This is a genomic window from Winogradskyella sp. A2 (assembly GCF_046762865.1).
GTDB lineage: Bacteria > Bacteroidota > Bacteroidia > Flavobacteriales > Flavobacteriaceae > Winogradskyella.
Map to the genome: position 1 here is coordinate 681,310 of NZ_JBKQXM010000001.1, position 22,004 is coordinate 703,313.

Consider the following 22,004-nt stretch of genomic DNA (forward strand, 5'->3'; position numbering starts at 1 on the left):
GTAACTTGCATCTATGAATTTATTTTATGCATTATTGCTTTATTTTCAAAAACGCGGATACTATGTTTGCCAACGTATAGCAGATCGTTTAGGTATAAGAGCAAAGATTGTGAGGACATCATTTATGTACCTAACATTTGTTACCGTAGGATTTGGTTTTGCCTTATATTTGTTTTTGGCTTTTTGGATAAGAATAAAAGATATTATTTACACAAAACGGTCTTCAGTATTTGATTTATAAATATGCATAATCCATTACTTAAACTTTTTAGGTCAAAAATATATACGGCATTACTGCTGTTATTGATATTAATGTTTATAGGTGTAGTCGGCTACAAGTATATCTCAGGATATGAATGGGTTGATGCAGCTTATATGACTGTGATTACTATAACTACCGTAGGCTTTGCCGAAGTAAACCCTTTAGACACAGCATCAAAAATATTTACTATATTTTTAATATTAGCCAGTGTTGTAATAGTGGGTTATGCAATTTCAATTATAACAGAATACATTCTTAGTAAAAATAATCTTGAAGATATAAAACATAGAAAAATGCAAAAGGAAATTGAAGCAATGAAAAACCACATTATTATCTGTGGTTTCGGTCGCAATGGAAAACAAGCTGCCCGTAAGTTGAAAACTTATAATAAGCCTTTTGTGATTATTGAAAAGGATAAAGAAATCATAGAACGTTTGCAAGAAGAAGATATGCCGTACGTTTTTGGTAATGCTAATGAAGATGAAACACTTATAGAAGCTGGTATAGAACGAGCTAGTACATTAATATCTGCATTACCTAGCGATGCCGACAACCTTTTTGTGGTACTTTCTGCGCGCCAAATAAATGGTAAAATGACAATTATTAGTAGAGCTTCCCAAGAGACATCTTACAATAAATTAAAGTTAGCGGGTGCGAACAATGTGATTCTGCCTGATAAAATAGGTGGAGATCATATGGCATCTTTAGTTGTAATACCAGATTTAGTGGAGTTTATTGATAACTTAGGTATTGTTGGAGAAAGAAACATAAATGTTGAAGAAGTAAAAGTGGAGCAACTATATAATGCTGAGAATGTAAAAACTATAAGGCAATTAGATTTGCGTAAAATGACAGGTTGTACTGTAATAGGCTTTAAAGACCCCAATGGTGAATATATAGTTAACCCAGGTGCAGACACCAAGTTAGTCCCTGGTTCTAAAATTGTTGTATTAGGTAGGCCTGAACAAATACAAAGTCTAAATTCTCAATATAATATAGCTTAGAATTTAAGCCCTTTTTAACGTGTGTGGTTTTAAAAATTCGTTTTTTTTTAGCATCTTGTCAGCTTAAAATTACAATAACTAACTAATAACCCTATTTATGAAGAAGTATCTTCTATTAATTTCTGCATTTATATTACCCTTATTAAATTATGCTCAAGAAGCTGAAAAAGGCCTCGACGAAAAAGTAAATGATGCATTTATGCCAATTGCAACTTGGTGGGAAGGATTTATACTTACACCTGTTCCTGTAGCAGGCTATGATATTCCTTTTGTTGTAATTCTGTTGGTATTAGGAGCAACATTTTTCACAATTTATTTTAAGGTACCGAGTATAACCAAATTTCCGCTTGCAGTTAATACGGTAAGAGGTAAATATGATGAAATCGAACAGCATGGAGTTGAAGAAAAAGTCTCAGTAAATATTGTTGATGGTGATTTACCAGATACAATTAGAGATGAAAGTCAAGAAGGTGAAGTAAGTCACTTTCAGGCATTAGCAACTGCTGTTTCAGGCACTGTAGGTTTGGGGAATATTGCTGGTGTTGCCGTTGCAATAGCATTAGGTGGGCCAGGAGCTACATTCTGGATGATAGTTTGTGGACTTATTGGAATGTCTACAAAATTTGTAGAATGTACATTAGGTGTAAAATATAGAGATATAGGCGATGATGGTACAGTTTATGGAGGCCCAATGTATTATTTGTCTAAAGGATTAAAGGAAAGAGGTTTCACTGGTATAGGGAAAGTATTAGGTGCCTTATTCGCAATTTTATGTGTAGGTGCGTCATTTGGAGGCGGTAATGCTTTTCAATCTAATCAAGCTGCTGTTCAGTTAAGTTCGCTTTTTGGATTTGAAGGTGGAAGTACTGGTGTTATTATAGGTATAATTCTCGCAATTTTAGTTGGTATTGTAATTATAGGAGGGATAAAAAGAATTGCCAAGATTACTGAAAAGATTGTTCCATTTATGGCAGGTATATATGTACTTGCATCACTGATAATTATATTCGCAAACTTCTCATACATTGATGAAGCCTTTGGACTTATTCTTGAAGGTGCTTTTACACCAATGGCAGGTCTTGGAGGTTTTCTCGGTGTTTTAATTGTTGGTTTTCAAAGGGCTGCCTTTTCTAATGAAGCAGGAGCAGGATCGGCTGCAATTGCGCACTCAGCTGTAAAGACAAAGTATCCTGCATCGGAAGGTGTAGTTGCCTTGTTAGAACCGTTTATTGATACAGTAGTGATATGTACAATGACGGCATTGGTAATTATCTTTTTTAATATAGATGGTACTAACCTTCAGAGTGTATTCGAGTATGGTGCAGTAAACGGAAGTAATGTTATTTTAAATGGAACCGGAGAGCAATTAGGAGGTGTTGATTTAACGTCTAGAGCATTTGATTCTGTAATTCCAGGATTTTCATATGTACTGACCATAGCGATCGTTTTATTTGCATTTAGTACTATGATATCATGGTCTTATTATGGTCTTCAATCATGGAAATACCTTTTTGGAAAAGGAAAAACTGCAGATATGTTATATAAGGTTTTGTTTTTATTATTCGTTGTAATCGGTGCGGCAGCAACATTAGATGCGGTAATTAAGTTTTCTGATGCAATGATCTTAGCATTGGTTTTTCCTAATATGATTGGTTTATTCTTCTTGTTCCCAAGAGTTCGTGAAGAGATATCCAAATATGTAAAGGCAATTAAAGCAGGTACAGAAGAATAATATTCTTCTTCATAAAATATGATGTCCCATTTCCAGTTTTCAAATCAACAACGAAATGGGATTTTTTTGTTGTTACTCATCATTATAGTACTACAATGTACATATCTGTTTATCGATTTTACCGATAATAGTGAACCTTCACAAAGAGAAAATATAGACGAATTCAGAAAGGAATTAGATTCCTTGCGTACAGTAGAATTAGAAAAAAATAAACCTAAAACTTACCCTTTCAATCCTAATTACATTACAGATTATAAAGGATATACTCTAGGTATGAGTAATGAAGAGATTGATAGATTGCATCAATTTAGATCAAATAATCAATGGATTAATAATGCAGAAGACTTTCAAAAGGTAACTAAGGTTTCAGATTCACTTTTAGCGTTAATTTCACCATTTTTTAAATTTCCAGAATGGGTTACTAATCCAAAATCAAAACCAAGTTACTATAATTCTAATGTGATTAAAACGTATGATCAAAAACAAGATCTTAATGTAGCTACTAGATTACAATTGCAGAAAATATATGGTGTAGGAGAAAAATTATCTGAGCGCATAATTCAATATCGTGATAAATTCAATGGAGGGTTTTATTCTATGATTGAGCTTTCTGAAGTATATGGCTTATCACCAGAGGTTATTGAAAATATCAATAAAGAGTATGCGGTTAAGTCACCAAGAAAGATCATTACATTTAATCTAAACACTGCAAATAGAGATGAGTTGGTTTTAATCAAGTATATAGATTACGAAGTTGCCAATAATATTATTGAAGAAAGAACTTTAAGAGATGGCTTTAAATCTTTAGAAGAATTAACAAAAGTTGAAGATTTTCCAATTAACAAATATGAGATAATTAAGTTATATTTGCACCTTTAAAAAATTGCATATGATGTCTAGCTTATATTTCACGGAAGAGCATAATTTATTTAGAGAAAGTTTAAGAGATTTTTTACAAAAAGAGGTTGTTCCTCATGTTGAAAAATGGGAAGAACAAGGGTTTTTAGATAGATTTATTTGGAAGAAATTTGCTGATATGGGTTACTTTGGTTTAGCTTACCCTGAGGCATATGGAGGATTAGATTTAGACTTGTTCTACACAGTTATTTTACTTGAAGAATTACAAAAAATAAATTCTGGTGGATTTGCAGCAGCAATTTGGGCTCATGTTTATTTGGCGATGACTCATATTAACAAGGAAGGTGACGAGGCAATTAAAGCAAAGTATCTTACAGCTAGTATAACGGGAGATAAAATAGGTTGTCTTTGTATTACAGAACCTTTTGGTGGTAGTGATGTTGCAGGTATGCGTTCAACAGCGGTAAAAAAAGGTGATACGTATATTATTAACGGTTCTAAAACTTTTATTACAAATGGAGTTTACAGTGATTATCTTGTTGTTGCAGCTAAGACAAGTCCAGAACTCGGAAATAAGGGTATAAGTATATTTGTTGTTGATAGAGAGACACCTGGTATTTCAGCTACAAAGTTAGATAAACTTGGCTGGCGAGCATCTGATACTGGAGAGATCGCATTTGATAATGTTGAAATTCCAGCATCTAACTTAATGGGAGAAGAAAATCAAGGATTTGGTTACATTATGCAACACTTTTCGTTAGAACGACTAATAATGGGTGTCAATGCACATGCTAGGGCAGAATATGCTTTGGAGTATGCTAAACAATATATGAGTGAGCGCACTGCATTTGGTAAAACAATTGATAAATTTCAGGCTCTTAGACATACTTATGCAGATTGTGAGACCCAAATGGAAATATGTAAGCAATTCAATTATTATGTGGCCAAAAGATTAGATATGGGAGATTATGTTGTTAAGGAAGCAACCATGTCTAAATTACAATCTACCAAAATGTCGGATGAGGTGATTTATCAATGTCTTCAGTTTTTAGGAGGATATGGTTATATGGAAGAATATCCAATGGCAAGATTAGCTAGGGATAGTAGATTAGGGCCAATTGGTGGTGGTACTTCAGAGATTTTAAAGGAAATCATCGCTAAGATGGTGATTGATAATAAGGATTATAAGCCTGCCACATAGTTTATAATTATTACATTTGAGAAGTTTAATACTCAAGTGAATTATGAATTTATACAACCTACGATATCTTTTTTTTACCATTATCACTTTTTTCTTTTTTCTATCAGGCAGTGCTCAGATAGAATTAAAAAATAAGGTGGTGGATTTCACTTCACTTTTTCCTCTCGAAAACGCAAGTATCTACATTCAAAACACAACTATAGGAACCGTCAGTAACTCAGATGGTAGATTTATATTACTCGTACCTAATGAATTTAAAAAAGATACATTAGTAATCTCCTCTATTGGATTTAAAACCTATAAGGTACAAGTTGATGAATTCGATAATACCCTAGATGTTTTTTTAGAGGAAGATATAGCAACCTTGGATGAGGTTATAGTTTTGGCTGAGCCAAGACCAACTACTGGAAATGGGATTGTTTTAAAGGCTCTTGAAAAACTCGAAATTAATCTCCCAGACTCATCATATATTCAAAAAGGTTTTCTTAGGCATAAGGAGCGTAATAAGGTTGAGTTTAAATGGCTAATTGAAAGTGCAATTACATTATACGATTCAGGATATACCGTATCCACGGACAATCATTTAAAAATAAATGTAGATCAGGTGCGCAAAAGTTATGACTTGCGAGATATAGATAGTATTTTTTCATATGTGTCTTATAGCAATCAAAAAAACAAAGGCCAAAGATTAAAGGTAAATGATGTAAATAGGAATGATCTCAGTACAGATCAATTGGTACAAGCCATAAAATGGAACGATACTAGGGTTAATGGATTACAAAATTTATTTAAGGGTAAATTGAATTTATTCAGAAATTCAAAAAATGAAAATGCGCTCTTTGGAGAAGAGGTTCTACAAAAGCATCAGTTTAAACTCGATACTATTTTAGTCGATAATGATCGTAAGATATACAAAATTAGGATTGATAAAAGTTTTGATTTTGTTGGTTTACAAACTGAAGGAATCTACAATGAGGGGTATATCGCTAGTGGCTGGCTTTATATTTACTATGATAATTATGCTATAAAAAGAGTTGAGTATGAATTAATTGCAGCTTCAGATGCTCAAAAAATCAGAAGTAAAAGACTTTTTGATACACAAGTCAATCATAAATTGATAATTAATTACATGGAGTATGAGGATAAGATGTATCCTAATTATGTGTATTATGAAACGCCAAAATTAGTTACCGTTGGTCTTAAGTCAGATGCAGATATGACGGAAAGCCAGAAAAAACGATATAATAAGAATGAAAGATTTTATTATACGGTGCAAGAAGTTTTATTTTCTGAAATTATCCTAGAAAAGGAAATCGTGAAAATTGAATTACAAAAAGAATGGGACGCTGATATTTTCTCTTCTAAACCATACAATAAGGAGTTTTGGCAAAATTATAATGTCCTTCTAGAAAGTGAAGAGGATGAAAAACTGATACAAGACTTAACTAAAAAAGCATCATTATTTAAAGAATAATTTTGCTTCAGAATTTAAATTTCGTTTTATATTTGCGGCGCAAATTTTAAAAGAGAGGAGGTTAAGACTTATGCTAAAAATACAGGTAAACGAAGGAGAAAATATAGAAAGAGCATTGAAGCGATATAAGCGCAAGTTTGATAAAACGGGTACTAAACGTCAGTTGCAATCTCGTAAACAGTATACAAAACCTTCTGAAGCTCTTAGGAGACAAGTTCAAAAGGCAGAATATATACAAACGTTAAAAGACCAAGAACTGGTATAGTCTATATATATTTTAAGTTAAATCCTGTGTTGCCACAGGATTTTTTGTTTTTATAAAATTAATTGTGTGTAATTGGTTATATTTAATCACCTACTATTTGGTATGAGTTTAAAGGCTTTTTCAGATTATGTGTCACTTGAGAAAAATTATTCTCAACATACGGTATTGGCTTATATAAGAGATATTGAATCACTTCAAGAATTTTTGAAAGAACAATATGAAATTGATGATATCAATGTAGTGCAGTATGGCCTGATAAGACAATGGATTGTTCAATTAGTAAATAATGGAATTAGCAATCGCAGTATTAACAGAAAAGTATCCTCTTTAAATGCATACTACAAGTTTTTGCAAAAAACGCAAGTTATTGATAACAATCCTTTGAAAAAACATAAGGCCCTAAAAGTTGGCAAGAAATTGAATTTACCTTTTTCTCAGCAAGAATTAAAAGAGGTCCTAGATAATTCTATTGTAGTAAATGATTTTGAAAGCGCTAGGGATAAATTAATTGTTGAACTGTTTTATTCTACAGGCATAAGAAGAATAGAACTTGTGAATATTAAGATGTCAGACATCAATTTTTCTCAAAAACAATTAAAAGTATTGGGCAAGCGAAATAAAGAACGCTACATACCAATAATCGATTCCTTGATTCAATCAATTAATGTTTATTTAAAGTACCGTAATCAACTTCCTACGATAGTAAATAGTGAAGCCCTTTTTTTAACAATAAAAGGTACTAAAATTTATGAAATGCTTGTTTACAGAATAATTAATAAGTATTTTAGTATAGCATCTTCAAAAGCAAAATGTAGCCCACATGTACTAAGACATTCTTTCGCTACTCACTTATTAAATGAAGGCGCAGACTTAAATGCGGTTAAAGAACTTCTTGGACATACTAGTTTGGCAGCTACACAAGTATATACACATAATAGTATTGCAGAATTAAAAAAGGTCTATGCCAAATCTCATCCAAGAAATAAAACTTAATTACGCATTTATTGTAAGGTGATTAAAAATATTACCAATAATTAATTTAAAACTAGGCTTATGAAAGTAAACACTCAATCCGTAAATTTTACTGCAGATAGTACACTAATAGATTTCATTCAAAGACGAATGGATAAATTAGATATGTTTTATGACAAAATAATACAATCAGATGTGTATTTAAAAGTAGAAAATACTAGTAATAAAGTGAACAAAGTGTTTGAAGTTAAGGTAAGTGTTCCAGGTGATAGCTTTATAGTAAAAAAGCAATGTAAGACATTTGAAGAAGGTGCCGATATAGCTATTGCATCATTAGAGCGACAACTAAAAAAGAGAAAGGAAAAATTGAGACCTCATAGTTGAGTAAAATTTTTTTAAAAATGTTTTGAATAAAAAAAATAAACACTACATTTGCAGTCCGTTAGAAATAGCGGACTTTTTTATGGTCTTAAAAGGGCATTTTGAAGTAAAATAAGCCGATATAGCTCAGCTGGCTAGAGCAGCTGATTTGTAATCAGCAGGTCGTGGGTTCGAGTCCCTCTATCGGCTCTTAAAAATTTAAGAATCAGTTCTTTAAAATATTGAAATTACAAAGGGAAGATACTCAAGCGGCCAACGAGGACAGACTGTAAATCTGTTGGTTTTCACCTTCGCAGGTTCGAATCCTGCTCTTCCCACAAATAATTTGAAATTGTTAATTTTGAATTATTTGGATTGATTTCCATTCAGAATCTTCGAGAAACCCTAGAAAATTCTGATAAAATCAAACAAGTTTGGTCTTGTAAAAAGCGGGAGTAGCTCAGTTGGTAGAGCGTCAGCCTTCCAAGCTGAATGTCGCCGGTTCGAACCCGGTCTCCCGCTCAAAAAATTCCTGCGAAGGCAGGGTTCTCATTATGCTAATGAGGAAATAAACACTTTACGCCGGTGTAGCTCAGGGGTAGAGCGTTTCCTTGGTAAGGAAGAGGTCACGAGTTCAAATCTCGTCATTGGCTCTTTTTTCTAAGATTGATTTAGAATTAAAATTGAACACTAATATTAAATAAGATTAAAATAAATTAAACATGGCAAAGGCAACTTTCGATCGTTCAAAACCACACTTAAACATTGGTACAATTGGACACGTAGATCACGGTAAAACAACTTTAACTGCTGCTATTACTAAAGTATTAGCTGATGCAGGTTTATCAAGCGCAATGTCGTTTGATCAGATTGATAATGCTCCAGAGGAGAAAGAAAGAGGTATTACAATTAATACGTCTCACGTAGAATATCAAACAGCAAATCGTCACTATGCCCACGTTGACTGTCCAGGTCACGCGGATTACGTTAAGAATATGGTAACGGGTGCTGCTCAAATGGATGGTGCTATCTTAGTTGTTGCTGCAACAGATGGTCCTATGCCACAAACACGTGAGCACATCTTATTAGGACGTCAAGTAGGAATTCCTCGTATCGTTGTATTTATGAATAAAGTAGATATGGTAGATGATGAAGAATTAATTGAGTTAGTAGATATGGAAATAAGAGATTTATTATCATTCTACGAATATGATGGTGATAATGGACCTGTAATTGCTGGTTCTGCATTAGGAGCGCTTAATGGAGAGCAAAAATGGGTAGATACAGTTATGGAGTTAATGGAAGCTGTTGATACTTGGATCGAAGAGCCGGTACGTGATATGGATAAGCCATTCTTAATGCCAATTGAAGATGTATTTTCAATTACTGGTCGTGGAACTGTTGCTACAGGTCGTATCGAAACTGGTGTTGCTAATACAGGTGATCCTGTTGAGATCATCGGTATGGGTGCTGAGAAATTAACTTCTACTATTACTGGTATCGAAATGTTCCGTCAAATCCTTGATAGAGGTGAGGCTGGAGATAACGCTGGTATATTATTAAGGGGAATTGAGAAAACACAGATTTCTAGAGGTATGGTAATTACTAAGCCTGGATCTGTAACTCCACACGCTAAATTTAAGGCTGAGGTTTATATCCTTAAGAAAGAAGAAGGTGGTCGTCACACGCCATTCCACAACAACTATCGTCCACAGTTCTACGTTCGTACAACTGACGTGACAGGAAACATTGCGCTTCCAAGTGGTGTTGAAATGGTAATGCCTGGTGATAACCTAACAATTACTGTTGACTTAATCCAACCAATTGCAATGAACGTTGGTTTACGTTTCGCTATCCGTGAAGGTGGTAGAACAGTTGGTGCTGGTCAAGTAACTGAAATTTTAGACTAAACACTAAAAAGTTAAATAGTTAATTAAGGTGTCCTGTAATACAGGATGCCTTGATTATTATTTACGGGTTTAGCTCAGTTGGTAGAGCACTGGTCTCCAAAACCAGGTGTCGTGAGTTCGAGTCTCGCAACCCGTGCTAAGCAGAATTAGGTCATAAAAATGACCATTAAATAAATAACAAATGGCAGGAATAATAACTTACATAAAAGAATCATTTGAGGAATTAAAGAATAATGTGTCTTGGACACCTTGGCCTGAAGCTCAAAGGTTAACAGTGCTTGTAGCTGTGTTTTCTATTATTTTTTCATTAGCTATTTGGGGTGTAGATACTGTTTTTAGTAGAGCGGTAAAAGCATATTTTCAATTTATAAACTAACAATTATACGTTAAGAGAATGTCAGAGAAAAAATGGTATGTTGTTAGAGCTGTAAGCGGTCAAGAAAACAAAATCAAGACCTATATAGAAAATGAGATTTCTAGATTAGGTTTAGAGGATTATGTTGATCAGGTTTTAGTACCAACAGAAAAAGTTGTTCAGATCCGTAACGGAAAAAAAATAAACAAAGAAAAAGTTTATTTCCCAGGTTACATAATGATACAGGCAAACCTTAGTGGTGAAATACCACATATTATTAAGTCAATTACAAATGTGATTGGGTTTTTAGGTGAAACAAAGGGAGGTGATCCTGTGCCATTAAGACAATCTGAAGTAAATAGAATGTTAGGTAAAGTAGATGAGTTAGCAATTGAAGCAGATGCTCTTGTTGCAATTCCATTTACAAAAGGAGAAACAGTAAAAGTTATAGATGGTCCATTCAATGGTTTTGATGGTACTATCGAAAAGATAAATGAGGAAAAGCGTAAGCTAGAAGTAATGGTAAAGATATTCGGTAGAAAAACACCATTAGAGTTAAGCTATATGCAAGTAGAGAAGTTATAATAATTGTTACAATAAAGATAGCGTTAGATCTAGCTTCCAATTTAGATAAGACGCACTAAACATTTAAAAATGGCAAAAGAATTAGACAAAGTAGTTAAGCTACAAGTTCGGGGAGGTGCTGCGAATCCATCGCCACCGGTTGGACCCGCTTTAGGTGCTGCTGGAGTTAATATCATGGAGTTTTGTAAGCAATTTAATGCAAGAACCCAAGATAAACCAGGTAAAGTATTACCTGTGGTCATATCTGTTTACAAAGACAAATCATTTGAATTTGTAATCAAAACACCACCAGCTGCAGTACAATTATTAGAAGCGGCCAAAGTAAAGAAAGGATCAGGAGAACCTAACCGACGTAAAGTAGCAAAAGTAACTTGGGATCAAGTTAGAGCAATTGCTGAAGATAAGATGGTAGATTTAAATGCCTTTGAAATCGGATCTGCTATGAAAATGGTAGCAGGTACAGCAAGATCAATGGGTATCACTGTTAAAGGAGGTGAAGCTCCAAACTAAATTTTTTGAAATGGCAAGATTAACAAAAAAGCAAAAAGAAGCAAGAGCAAAGGTTGACAAGAACAAGCTTTACTCAATAGAAGAAGCTTCAGCTTTACTAAAAGAAATTACATATACAAAGTTTGATGCTTCAGTAGATTTAGCAATTAGATTAGGTGTAGATCCACGTAAGGCCAATCAGATGGTTCGTGGTGTTGTTTCTTTACCGCATGGTACAGGTAAAGATATGAAGGTTCTTGCATTAGTAACTCCAGATAAAGAAGCAGAGGCTAAAGAAGCAGGTGCTGACTATGTTGGGTTAGATGAATACTTACAGAAAATTAAAGATGGTTGGACAGATGTTGACGTAATTGTTACCATGCCAAGCATTATGGGTAAGTTAGGACCATTAGGTAGAGTATTAGGACCAAGAGGGCTAATGCCAAATCCAAAAACAGGTACGGTTACAATGGATGTAGCCAAAGCAGTAAGTGAAGTTAAAGCTGGTAAGATTGATTTCAAAGTAGATAAAACGGGTATTGTACATGCTCCAATTGGTAAGGCATCTTTTAGTGCTGAAAAATTGGTAGGCAATGCAAACGAGCTATTGACAACTTTGATGAAGTTGAAACCAACATCTTCAAAAGGTACTTACATGAAAAGTATTTACATGTCTAGTACTATGAGTCCAAGTATAGCAATTGATACAAAAATAGGATAGTAGTTAAACTTAGAATATTATGACAAGAGAAGAAAAATCCGTAGTAATTGAAGAGTTGACTGCTCAGTTAGCAGATAATACAAATATCTATTTAACAGATATTTCTGGGTTAGATGCAGCAGCAACTTCAAAATTAAGAAGAGCATGTTTTAAGTCTAACATTAAGTTAGCTGTGGTTAAGAATACACTTTTAGAGAAAGCAATGGAAGCCTCTGATAAAGATTTTGGTGAATTGCCAACTACTTTAAAAGGAAATACATCTGTAATGTATTCTGAAACAGGTAATGCTCCAGCTAAAGTTATTAAAGAGTTTCGTAAGAAATCCGAGAAACCTTTATTAAAAGGTGCTTTCATTGAGGAAGCAATTTATGTTGGAGATGAGTTGTTAGATACTTTAGTAGATATTAAGTCGCGTGAAGAATTACTTGGTGAGATTATTACATTATTACAATCTCCTGCTAAGAATGTTATTTCGGCACTTAAGTCTAGTGGAGGAACAATAGCTGGTATAGTTAAGACCCTTTCTGAAAGAGAAGGTTAAAAAAGAACACACAAAAATTATATAAAAAACACACACATTAAACAATAGAAAAATGGCAGATTTAAAAGATTTCGCAGAACAACTAGTTAATTTAACTGTAAAAGAAGTTAACGAATTAGCTACAATATTAAAAGAAGAGTACGGTATCGAGCCTGCTGCTGCTGCAGTTGCAGTTGCTGCTGGTGGAGGTGCTGTAGGTGGTGGTGACGCTGCTGAAGAGCAAACTGAATTTGACGTAATATTAAAAGCAGCTGGTGGTTCTAAATTAGCAGTTGTAAAATTAGTTAAGGAATTAACTGGTTTAGGTTTAAAAGACGCTAAAGGATTAGTTGACGACGCACCAAGTACAATAAAAGAAGCTGTTTCTAAAGACGAAGCAGAAGGCTTAAAATCTTCTTTAGAAGAAGCAGGAGCTGAGGTTGAGCTTAAGTAAGCTCACCTTAACCTACAACATATGGTTTAGGTCTGGAGATAAGCTCTGAGACCTAAACCCTTTTGTGTATATAACGGATATGCGCATATTTAGTTTTTATTTAATAAAAATCTCGTTCATCAATGTTAGCAAAAAAGGCTGAAAGAATTAATTTCTCTTCTATTGTAAATAGAACAGATTACCCCGACTTTTTGGATATCCAAATAAAATCTTTCCAAGATTTTTTCCAATTAGAAACAAAGTCAGAAGAAAGAGGAACAGAAGGTTTGTACAACACCTTCATGGAAAACTTCCCAATTACAGACACGCGTAATCAATTTGTACTAGAATTTTTAGATTACTTCATTGATCCGCCAAGATATTCTATAGAAGAATGTATTGAAAGAGGATTAACGTACAGTGTGCCTTTAAAAGCAAGATTGAAATTGTATTGTACAGATCCTGAACATGAGGATTTTGAAACAATAGTTCAGGATGTATATTTAGGAACTATACCGTACATGACTCCAAGTGGTACATTTTGTATCAATGGTGCTGAGCGTGTAGTTGTATCTCAATTACATAGGTCACCTGGTGTTTTCTTTAGTCAATCATTCCACGCTAATGGTACTAAGTTATATTCTGCAAGAGTTATACCTTTTAAAGGGTCTTGGATAGAATTTGCTACAGATATCAATAGTGTGATGTATGCATACATTGATAGAAAGAAAAAATTACCTGTAACAACACTATTCCGTGCAATTGGTTTTGAGCGTGATAAAGACATACTAGAGATTTTTGACTTAGCAGAAGAAGTAAAAGTATCTAAGTCTGGTTTAAAGAAAGTAATAGGACGTAAACTTGCAGCGCGTGTACTTAACACTTGGCATGAAGATTTCGTTGACGAGGATACAGGTGAAGTAGTTTCTATTGAGCGTAACGAAATTGTATTAGACCGTGATACAATTATAGATAAAGAAAATATTGAAGAAATCCTTGAGGCTCAGGTAAAGACAATTCTTTTACACAAAGAGAGTGCTCAACAAGGAGATTATGCAATAATCCATAATACGTTACAAAAAGATCCAACAAACTCTGAAAAAGAGGCTGTTGAACATATTTACCGTCAACTACGTAATGCCGAACCGCCAGATGAGGAAACTGCACGTGGAATAATTGACAAGTTATTCTTCTCAGACCAACGTTACTCTTTAGGTGAAGTAGGTCGTTACAGAATGAACAAAAAATTAGGTTTAGATATCGGAATGGATAAGCAGGTGCTTACCAAAGAAGATATTATAACTATCATAAAGTATTTAATTGAGTTAATTAACTCTAAGGCAGAGATTGATGATATCGATCACTTATCAAATCGTCGTGTACGTACTGTAGGTGAACAATTATCATCCCAGTTTGGGGTTGGTTTGGCAAGAATGGCACGTACAATTCGTGAAAGAATGAATGTTCGTGACAACGAAGTATTTACTCCAATAGATTTGATTAATGCTAAGACGTTATCGTCAGTTATTAATTCATTCTTTGGGACAAATCAGTTATCTCAGTTTATGGATCAAACAAATCCATTAGCAGAGATTACACACAAACGTCGTTTATCAGCTTTAGGACCTGGTGGTCTTTCTAGAGAAAGAGCAGGTTTCGAGGTTCGTGATGTTCACTATACGCATTACGGACGTTTATGTCCAATTGAAACGCCAGAGGGTCCAAACATTGGTTTAATTTCTTCACTTTCAGTATTTGCTAAGGTAAATTCAATGGGATTCATTGAAACACCATATAGATCAGTTGAAAAGGGTGTTGTAGATATTAAAAATGCACCGACATATTTAAGTGCAGAGGAAGAGGAAGAGAAAATGATAGCTCAGGCAACTGTTGAAGTTGATGGCAAAGGTAAAATTCAACATGATAAAGTAATTGCACGTCAAGAAGGTGATTTCCCAGTGATTGATCCAATAAACGTTAATTATACGGATGTTGCACCTAATCAAATTGCTTCAATTTCAGCTTCATTAATTCCATTCTTAGAGCACGATGATGCAAACCGTGCATTGATGGGATCTAACATGATGCGTCAGGCAGTTCCATTATTACGTCCTGAATCACCAATTGTTGGTACAGGATTAGAACGTCAAGTTGCGTCAGACTCGAGAGTATTAATTAATGCTGAAGGAGATGGTGTGGTTGAGTATGTTGATGCTGATAAGATTGTAATCAAATACAAGCGTACGGATGAAGAAGCAATGGTAAGCTTTGACAGCGATGTTAAAGAATATCCTTTAGTTAAATTTAGAAAAACAAACCAAGGAACTTCTATTAACTTAAAACCAATCGTTCAGAAAGGTGATAAGGTAGCGAAGGGTCAAGTACTTTGTGAGGGTTATGCAACTCAAAATGGAGAACTTGCGCTTGGTAGAAATATGAAGGTGGCCTTCATGCCTTGGAAGGGTTATAACTTTGAGGATGCGATTGTAATTTCAGAAAAAGTTGTACGTGATGATATCTTTACATCTATACATATTGATGAATATTCATTAGAAGTAAGAGATACTAAATTAGGTAACGAAGAGCTTACTAACGATATACCAAATGTTTCAGAAGAGGCAACAAAAGATCTTGATGAAAATGGTATGATTCGTATTGGAGCTGAGATCAAGCCAGGTGATATCTTAATTGGTAAGATTACACCAAAAGGAGAATCAGATCCAACACCAGAAGAAAAATTATTGAGAGCAATTTTTGGTGATAAAGCAGGTGACGTTAAAGATGCTTCTTTAAAGGCTTCACCATCTTTGAACGGTGTTGTAATAGATAAGAAATTATTTGCAAGAGCTGTAAAAGATAAACGTAAGAGAGCTCAGGATAAAGAAGATATCGAGAAGCTGGAGGATGTATATGACAATAGATTTGATGATCTCAAAAATATCTTAGTTGAAAAACTATTTGCAATAGTTAATGGTAAAACTGCTCAAGGTATTTATAATGATCTCGGTGAAGAAATCATTCCGAAGGGTAAGAAGTATACTTTAAAAATGTTAAATGCTGTTGATGATTATACGCATTTAACTTCTGGTAAGTGGACAACTGATGATCACACAAATGAATTGGTTGCAGATTTAATACACAATTATAAGATTAAAGAAAATGATCTTCAAGGCTCATTGAGACGTGAGAAGTTTACAATATCTGTTGGTGATGAGTTACCATCTGGTATCATTAAACTAGCTAAGGTTTATATCGCTAAGAAACGTAAACTAAAAGTTGGTGATAAGATGGCAGGTCGTCACGGTAACAAAGGTATTGTTGCACGTATTGTACGTCAAGAAGATATGCCATTCCTTGAGGATGGAACGCCTGTTGATATTGTGTTAAATCCACTTGGGGTACCATCACGTATGAATATCGGACAGATATACGAAACGGTATTAGGATGGGCAGGCCAAAACTTAGGTCGTAAATATGCGACTCCAATTTTTGATGGTGCTACTTTAGATCAAATAAATGAATATACTGATGAAGCAGGTGTTCCAAGATTTGGACATACCCATTTATATGATGGTGGTACTGGAGAAAGATTCGACCAAGCCGCAACAGTTGGTGTGATTTACATGATTAAGTTAGGTCACATGATTGATGATAAAATGCACGCACGTTCAATCGGACCATACTCATTAATTACGCAACAGCCTTTAGGTGGTAAAGCACAATTTGGTGGTCAGCGTTTCGGTGAGATGGAAGTTTGGGCACTTGAAGCTTATGGAGCATCAAGTACATTACGCGAAATCTTAACTGTAAAATCAGATGATGTTATTGGTAGAGCAAAAACTTACGAAGCAATCGTTAAGGGTGAGCCAATGCCAGAGCCAGGACTACCAGAATCTTTCAACGTACTTATGCACGAATTGAAAGGATTAGGATTAGATATTAGATTAGAAGAGTAAAACTTAGGTGTATAACTTCAGTCTTATAAGGACTGATGTTATGTGCTGAATACCATAAATAAAATGGCAAGAAAACAAGATAAGAATACAATACAGAAGTTTAACAAAATTTCTATTGGTTTAGCATCGCCTGAGTCAGTTTTAGCAGCATCTCGAGGTGAGGTATTAAAGCCAGAAACTATTAATTATCGAACTCACAAACCAGAACGTGATGGTTTGTTCTGTGAGCGTATTTTTGGTCCTGTTAAGGATTATGAGTGTGCTTGTGGTAAGTATAAAAGAATACGTTACAAAGGTATTGTTTGTGACCGTTGTGGTGTAGAGGTAACTGAAAAGAAAGTACGTAGAGATAGAGTGGGACACATAAACCTTGTTGTACCAGTGGCTCATATCTGGTATTTCCGATCTTTACCAAATAAAATAGGTTACCTATTAGGATTACCGTCTAAGAAATTAGATATGATAATCTATTACGAAAGATACGTGGTAATACAACCAGGTACTGCCGTAAATGTAGAAGGTGAGCCAGTACAAAAAATGGATTTCTTAACAGAAGAGGAGTATTTAAATATTTTAGAAACACTACCTCAAGAAAACCAATATTTAGAAGATTCAGATCCTAATAAATTTATTGCTAAGATGGGTGCAGAGTGCCTTATCGATTTATTAGCAAGAATTGATTTAGATCAATTATCATACGATTTAAGACATAAAGCAAACAACGAAACTTCTAAACAACGTAAAACTGAAGCTTTAAAGCGTTTACAAGTTGTAGAGGCATTTAGAGATTCTAATAAAAACAGAGAGAACAGACCTGAGTGGATGATCATGAAGGCGGTTCCTGTAATTCCACCAGAATTAAGACCTTTGGTTCCTCTAGATGGTGGTCGTTTTGCTACGTCTGATTTAAATGATTTATATCGTCGTGTAATTATACGTAATAATCGTCTTAAGCGATTAGTTGAGATAAAAGCACCAGAGGTTATTTTACGTAATGAAAAGCGTATGTTACAAGAATCGGTAGATTCATTATTTGATAACACACGTAAGTCATCTGCAGTAAAAACAGACTCTAACAGACCGTTAAAATCATTATCAGATTCACTTAAAGGTAAGCAAGGACGTTTCCGTCAAAACTTACTTGGTAAGCGTGTTGATTATTCTGCACGTTCTGTAATTGTTGTTGGACCAGAATTAAAATTATTCGAATGTGGATTGCCAAAGAATATGGCAGCAGAGCTTTACAAGCCATTCATTATTAGAAAATTAATAGAAAGAGGAATTGTAAAAACTGTAAAATCTGCAAAGAAAATTATAGATAGAAAAGAGCCTGTAGTTTGGGATATCTTAGAAAATGTTCTTAAAGGACATCCTGTATTACTAAACCGTGCTCCTACTTTACACAGACTTGGTATCCAGGCATTCCAGCCTAAGCTTATTGAAGGTAAAGCAATTCAGTTACACCCATTAGTGTGTACTGCATTTAATGCCGATTTCGATGGTGACCAAATGGCTGTTCATTTACCATTAGGACCAGAAGCAATATTAGAAGCGCAACTATTAATGTTAGCGTCTCATAACATATTGAATCCTGCTAATGGATCACCTGTAACAGTGCCTTCTCAGGATATGGTTCTTGGTCTATATTATATGACTAAGCTTAGAAAGACTGACAAGGATTACACGGTAAAAGGTGAAGGTTTAACATTCTACTCACCAGAAGAAGTAACAATTGCTTACAACGAGAAGAAAGTAGACTTAAATGCAGGAATCAAAGTAAGAACGAAAGACTTTAATGAAGAAGGTGAGTTAACTACTCAAATTATTGAGACCACAGTAGGTAGAGTACTTTTTAATGAAAAAGTACCTGAGGCTGCAGGTTATATAAATGAGGTATTAACCAAGAAATCCTTAAGAGATATTATTCACGGCATATTAAAGGTAACGTCAGTGCCAGAAACAGCAGAATTCCTTGATGAAATTAAAACATTAGGATATCTGTTTGCATTCCAAGGCGGACTATCATTTAGTTTAGGTGATATTATTATACCTCAAGAAAAGCATACAATGATTGACGCTGCTAATAAGCAAGTTGATGGTATTATGGGCAACTATAATATGGGTCTTATTACCAACAATGAGCGTTATAATCAGGTAATTGATATTTGGACATCTACTAATGCCGAATTAACGGAACTTTCTATGAAGCGTATCCGTGAAGATCAGCAAGGATTTAACTCAGTATTTATGATGTTAGATTCTGGTGCTCGTGGATCTAAAGAGCAGATTCGTCAGTTAACAGGTATGCGTGGATTAATGGCAAAACCTAAAAAATCTAACGCAGGTGGTGGTGAAATTATTGAGAATCCAATTCTTTCTAACTTTAAAGAAGGATTATCAATTTTAGAATACTTTATCTCTACTCACGGTGCACGTAAGGGACTTGCAGATACCGCTCTTAAAACAGCTGATGCTGGTTACTTAACACGTCGTTTGGTTGATGTATCTCAAGATGTAATTGTTTATCAAGAAGATTGTGGTACGTTAAGAGGTATTGAAGTTTCTCCGTTGAAGAAGAACGAAGAAGTTGTTGAAAAACTTGAAGAAAGAATCGTTGGTAGAACGTCATTAAACGATGTATTCGATCCAATGACAGAAGAACTTCTTGTTGAAGCTGGTGGTCACATCGGTGATGCTATCGCAAAACGTATTGAAGACTCAGCTATAGAATCAATTGAGGTACGTTCACCATTAACATGTGAAGCTAAGAAAGGTATTTGTGTTAAATGTTACGGACGTAATCTTGCAACAGGTAAGATGGTACAGCGAGGTGAAGCGGTTGGTGTTGTTGCGGCACAATCAATTGGTGAGCCTGGTACACAGCTTACGTTACGTACATTCCACGTAGGTGGTATTGCAGGTAACATTTCTGAAGAGAACAAATTAACTGTTAAGTTTGATGGTGTTGCAGAGATCGAAGATTTAAAAACAGTTAAGTCTAAAGATAATGACGGTAACGATGTTGATGTTGTAATTTCAAGAACTTCAGAATTAAAATTAGTAGACGCTAAAACAGGTATTGTTTTAAGTACTAATAATATTCCTTACGGTTCACACATTTTTGTGAAACCAGGTAAGAAAGTTAAGAAAGGCGATGTAATTTGTCAATGGGATCCATACAACGGTGTAATTATTTCAGAATTTGCTGGTAAAGTAAAGTATGACAACATTGAGCAAGGTGTTACTTATCAGGTAGAGATTGATGAACAAACTGGTTTCCAAGAGAAAGTAATTTCAGAATCTAGAAACAAGAAGTTGATCCCAACTTTATTAATTGAAGATAAGAAAGGTGAAACTATACGTTCGTACAACTTACCAGTTGGAGCGCACATAATGATCGATGATGGTGATAAAATTGATATTGGTAAAATCTTGGTTAAGATTCCTCGTAAATCAGCTAAAGCTGGTGATATTACTGGTGGTCTTCCACGTGTAACGGAATTATTCGAAGCACGTAACCCTTCAAATCCAGCTGTAGTAAGTGAGATTGATGGTGTTGTCTCATTCGGCAAAATTAAGCGTGGTAACCGTGAAATCATTATAGAATCTAAATTAGGTGAAATTAAGAAATACCTAGTTAAATTATCTAATCAAATTCTTGTTCAGGAGAATGATTATGTAAAAGCAGGTATGCCATTATCAGATGGTTCTGTCACACCAAACGATATCTTAAATATCAAAGGCCCTTCTGCTGTGCAACAGTATTTGGTAAATGAAGTACAAGAAGTATATCGTTTACAAGGGGTTAAGATTAACGATAAGCATTTTGAAGTTGTTGTAAGACAAATGATGCGTAAGGTTAAGATAATTGATTCTGGTGATACAATTTTCTTAGAAAACCAACTGGTTCATAAATCAGATTTTATTGAAGAAAATGATAAGATTTTCGGAATGAAAGTGGTTGAAGAAGCAGGTGATTCTGAGAATTTAAAATCAGGACAGATTGTAACTTTAAGACAATTGCGAGATGAAAATTCAATCTTAAGAAGAGAGGATAAAAATGTCGCAACGGCTAGAGATGCACAACCTGCCACTGCTACACCAATCTTACAAGGTATTACAAGAGCATCCTTACAGACTAAGTCGTTTATCTCGGCAGCATCGTTCCAGGAAACCACCAAGGTACTTAATGAAGCAGCTGTAAACGGTAAGGTTGATACATTAGAAGGACTCAAAGAAAATGTAATTGTAGGTCATAGAATACCAGCTGGTACCGGTGTTAGGGAATACGAACACATCATAGTAGGTTCTAAAGAAGAGTTTGATGAAATGATGAAGGCTAAAGAAGAAATGAACTTTAATTAGTAAAAAAAGACTCCTGCGAAGGCAGGGATTTAATATACAAAAGCCTTCATTCTATTAAAGTTTGAAGGCTTTTTTAATAAATAAAATATAATTATAGATATAAGTAAGATGGCAGACGAAAAAAAGAATCCAAAAAAAGGACAGATCAATATTGAACTAGATGAAAAAGTGGCAGAAGGGATATATTCTAACTTAGCCATAATTAACCACTCAGTCTCCGAGTTTGTGGTAGATTTTGTGAGCATAATGCCAGGTACTCCAAAAAGTAAAGTTAAGTCTCGTATTATCTTAACACCTCAACATGCAAAACGATTATTAAAAGCATTGGGTGATAACGTGTCAAGATTTGAAAAAGCTCATGGTGAAATCAAAGATTACGAGCAACCGCCAATTCCACTGAATTTTGGACCAACAGGTCAAGCCTAATTTAAAAAGTTTGAAGGTTGCTCGACATGTTTACACTGAGCAACCGCCAATTCCACTGAATTTTGGACCAACAGGTCAAGCCTAATTTAAAAAGTTTGAAGGTTGCTCGACATGTT

General features: G+C 34.6%; 19 protein-coding genes and 5 tRNA genes. All 24 read left to right on the forward strand.

All coding sequences use genetic code 11. The annotated features are described in order from the left end of the window. The first annotated feature begins 13 nt into the window (after positions 1 to 13). The 24 genes from ACFWV9_RS03045 to ACFWV9_RS03160 all read left to right on the forward strand — a co-directional run bounded on the left by ACFWV9_RS03045 (position 14) and on the right by ACFWV9_RS03160 (position 21,888). A complete protein-coding gene (locus ACFWV9_RS03045) occupies positions 14 to 241 on the forward strand; it encodes a PspC domain-containing protein (RefSeq protein WP_411893761.1) in 228 nt (75 codons plus the stop codon). Between the two features lie 2 nt (positions 242 to 243). Further along, on the forward strand, positions 244 to 1,266 hold the full coding sequence (locus tag ACFWV9_RS03050; RefSeq protein ID WP_411893762.1) for a potassium channel family protein: 1,023 nt from the start codon (positions 244 to 246) through the stop codon (positions 1,264 to 1,266). Between the two features lie 97 nt (positions 1,267 to 1,363). Further along, entirely contained in the window at positions 1,364 to 2,998 is a 1,635-nt protein-coding gene (locus ACFWV9_RS03055) for an alanine/glycine:cation symporter family protein (protein WP_411893763.1), read from the forward strand. An 18-nt stretch (positions 2,999 to 3,016) separates the two neighbouring features. Next, positions 3,017 to 3,877, forward strand: coding sequence for a ComEA family DNA-binding protein (locus ACFWV9_RS03060; RefSeq protein ID WP_411893764.1), 861 nt, complete (start codon positions 3,017 to 3,019; stop codon positions 3,875 to 3,877). Positions 3,878 to 3,890: 13 nt separating this feature from the next. Continuing rightward, positions 3,891 to 5,057 carry an acyl-CoA dehydrogenase family protein gene (locus ACFWV9_RS03065; RefSeq protein ID WP_411893789.1) on the forward strand — a complete coding sequence of 389 codons (1,167 nt, stop codon included), beginning with the start codon at positions 3,891 to 3,893 and terminating at the stop codon, positions 5,055 to 5,057. Positions 5,058 to 5,196: 139 nt separating this feature from the next. Beyond that, the gene (locus ACFWV9_RS03070; protein ID WP_411893765.1) at positions 5,197 to 6,531 is read left to right on the forward strand and encodes a carboxypeptidase-like regulatory domain-containing protein; all 1,335 of its coding nucleotides are present in this window, start codon (positions 5,197 to 5,199) and stop codon (positions 6,529 to 6,531) included. Positions 6,532 to 6,601: 70 nt separating this feature from the next. Further along, the gene (rpsU, locus tag ACFWV9_RS03075) at positions 6,602 to 6,796 is read left to right on the forward strand and encodes a 30S ribosomal protein S21 (protein WP_411893766.1); all 195 of its coding nucleotides are present in this window, start codon (positions 6,602 to 6,604) and stop codon (positions 6,794 to 6,796) included. 102 nt (positions 6,797 to 6,898) lie between these two features. Continuing rightward, positions 6,899 to 7,789, forward strand: a complete 891-nt coding sequence (locus tag ACFWV9_RS03080) for a tyrosine-type recombinase/integrase (RefSeq protein WP_411893767.1) — start codon at positions 6,899 to 6,901, stop codon at positions 7,787 to 7,789. Positions 7,790 to 7,849: 60 nt separating this feature from the next. Then, entirely contained in the window at positions 7,850 to 8,152 is a 303-nt protein-coding gene (gene hpf, locus ACFWV9_RS03085; RefSeq protein WP_411893768.1) for a ribosome hibernation-promoting factor, HPF/YfiA family, read from the forward strand. Positions 8,153 to 8,264: 112 nt separating this feature from the next. Next, positions 8,265 to 8,338, forward strand: a tRNA-Thr gene (locus ACFWV9_RS03090). Positions 8,339 to 8,383: 45 nt separating this feature from the next. Next, a tRNA-Tyr gene (locus tag ACFWV9_RS03095) sits at positions 8,384 to 8,466 on the forward strand. A gap of 111 nt (positions 8,467 to 8,577) precedes the next feature. Beyond that, positions 8,578 to 8,650 (forward strand) — tRNA-Gly (locus ACFWV9_RS03100). A gap of 59 nt (positions 8,651 to 8,709) precedes the next feature. Continuing rightward, positions 8,710 to 8,781: transfer RNA gene (locus tag ACFWV9_RS03105), tRNA-Thr, on the forward strand. 69 nt (positions 8,782 to 8,850) lie between these two features. Beyond that, a complete protein-coding gene (gene tuf, locus ACFWV9_RS03110; protein ID WP_411893769.1) occupies positions 8,851 to 10,038 on the forward strand; it encodes an elongation factor Tu in 1,188 nt (395 codons plus the stop codon). Positions 10,039 to 10,101: 63 nt separating this feature from the next. After that, positions 10,102 to 10,174, forward strand: a tRNA-Trp gene (locus ACFWV9_RS03115). A gap of 45 nt (positions 10,175 to 10,219) precedes the next feature. Beyond that, positions 10,220 to 10,414 carry a preprotein translocase subunit SecE gene (secE, locus tag ACFWV9_RS03120; RefSeq protein WP_224528737.1) on the forward strand — a complete coding sequence of 65 codons (195 nt, stop codon included), beginning with the start codon at positions 10,220 to 10,222 and terminating at the stop codon, positions 10,412 to 10,414. Between the two features lie 18 nt (positions 10,415 to 10,432). Next, positions 10,433 to 10,978, forward strand: a complete 546-nt coding sequence (nusG, locus tag ACFWV9_RS03125; protein ID WP_411893770.1) for a transcription termination/antitermination protein NusG — start codon at positions 10,433 to 10,435, stop codon at positions 10,976 to 10,978. 69 nt (positions 10,979 to 11,047) lie between these two features. Further along, positions 11,048 to 11,488, forward strand: coding sequence for a 50S ribosomal protein L11 (gene rplK / locus ACFWV9_RS03130; RefSeq protein WP_114299321.1), 441 nt, complete (start codon positions 11,048 to 11,050; stop codon positions 11,486 to 11,488). 10 nt (positions 11,489 to 11,498) lie between these two features. Continuing rightward, the gene (rplA, locus tag ACFWV9_RS03135) at positions 11,499 to 12,188 is read left to right on the forward strand and encodes a 50S ribosomal protein L1 (RefSeq protein ID WP_411893771.1); all 690 of its coding nucleotides are present in this window, start codon (positions 11,499 to 11,501) and stop codon (positions 12,186 to 12,188) included. A 19-nt stretch (positions 12,189 to 12,207) separates the two neighbouring features. Further along, the gene (gene rplJ, locus ACFWV9_RS03140) at positions 12,208 to 12,729 is read left to right on the forward strand and encodes a 50S ribosomal protein L10 (protein WP_411893772.1); all 522 of its coding nucleotides are present in this window, start codon (positions 12,208 to 12,210) and stop codon (positions 12,727 to 12,729) included. A gap of 52 nt (positions 12,730 to 12,781) precedes the next feature. Further along, on the forward strand, positions 12,782 to 13,162 hold the full coding sequence (gene rplL / locus ACFWV9_RS03145; RefSeq protein ID WP_411893773.1) for a 50S ribosomal protein L7/L12: 381 nt from the start codon (positions 12,782 to 12,784) through the stop codon (positions 13,160 to 13,162). Positions 13,163 to 13,284: 122 nt separating this feature from the next. Beyond that, positions 13,285 to 17,097 carry a DNA-directed RNA polymerase subunit beta gene (gene rpoB / locus ACFWV9_RS03150; RefSeq protein ID WP_411893774.1) on the forward strand — a complete coding sequence of 1,271 codons (3,813 nt, stop codon included), beginning with the start codon at positions 13,285 to 13,287 and terminating at the stop codon, positions 17,095 to 17,097. Positions 17,098 to 17,160: 63 nt separating this feature from the next. Further along, positions 17,161 to 21,462 (forward strand): DNA-directed RNA polymerase subunit beta', encoded by a 4,302-nt coding sequence (gene rpoC / locus ACFWV9_RS03155; RefSeq protein WP_411893775.1) that lies wholly within the window; start codon positions 17,161 to 17,163, stop codon positions 21,460 to 21,462. Between the two features lie 108 nt (positions 21,463 to 21,570). Further along, positions 21,571 to 21,888, forward strand: coding sequence for a DUF3467 domain-containing protein (locus ACFWV9_RS03160; protein ID WP_411893776.1), 318 nt, complete (start codon positions 21,571 to 21,573; stop codon positions 21,886 to 21,888). Positions 21,889 to 22,004 lie beyond the last annotated feature (116 nt).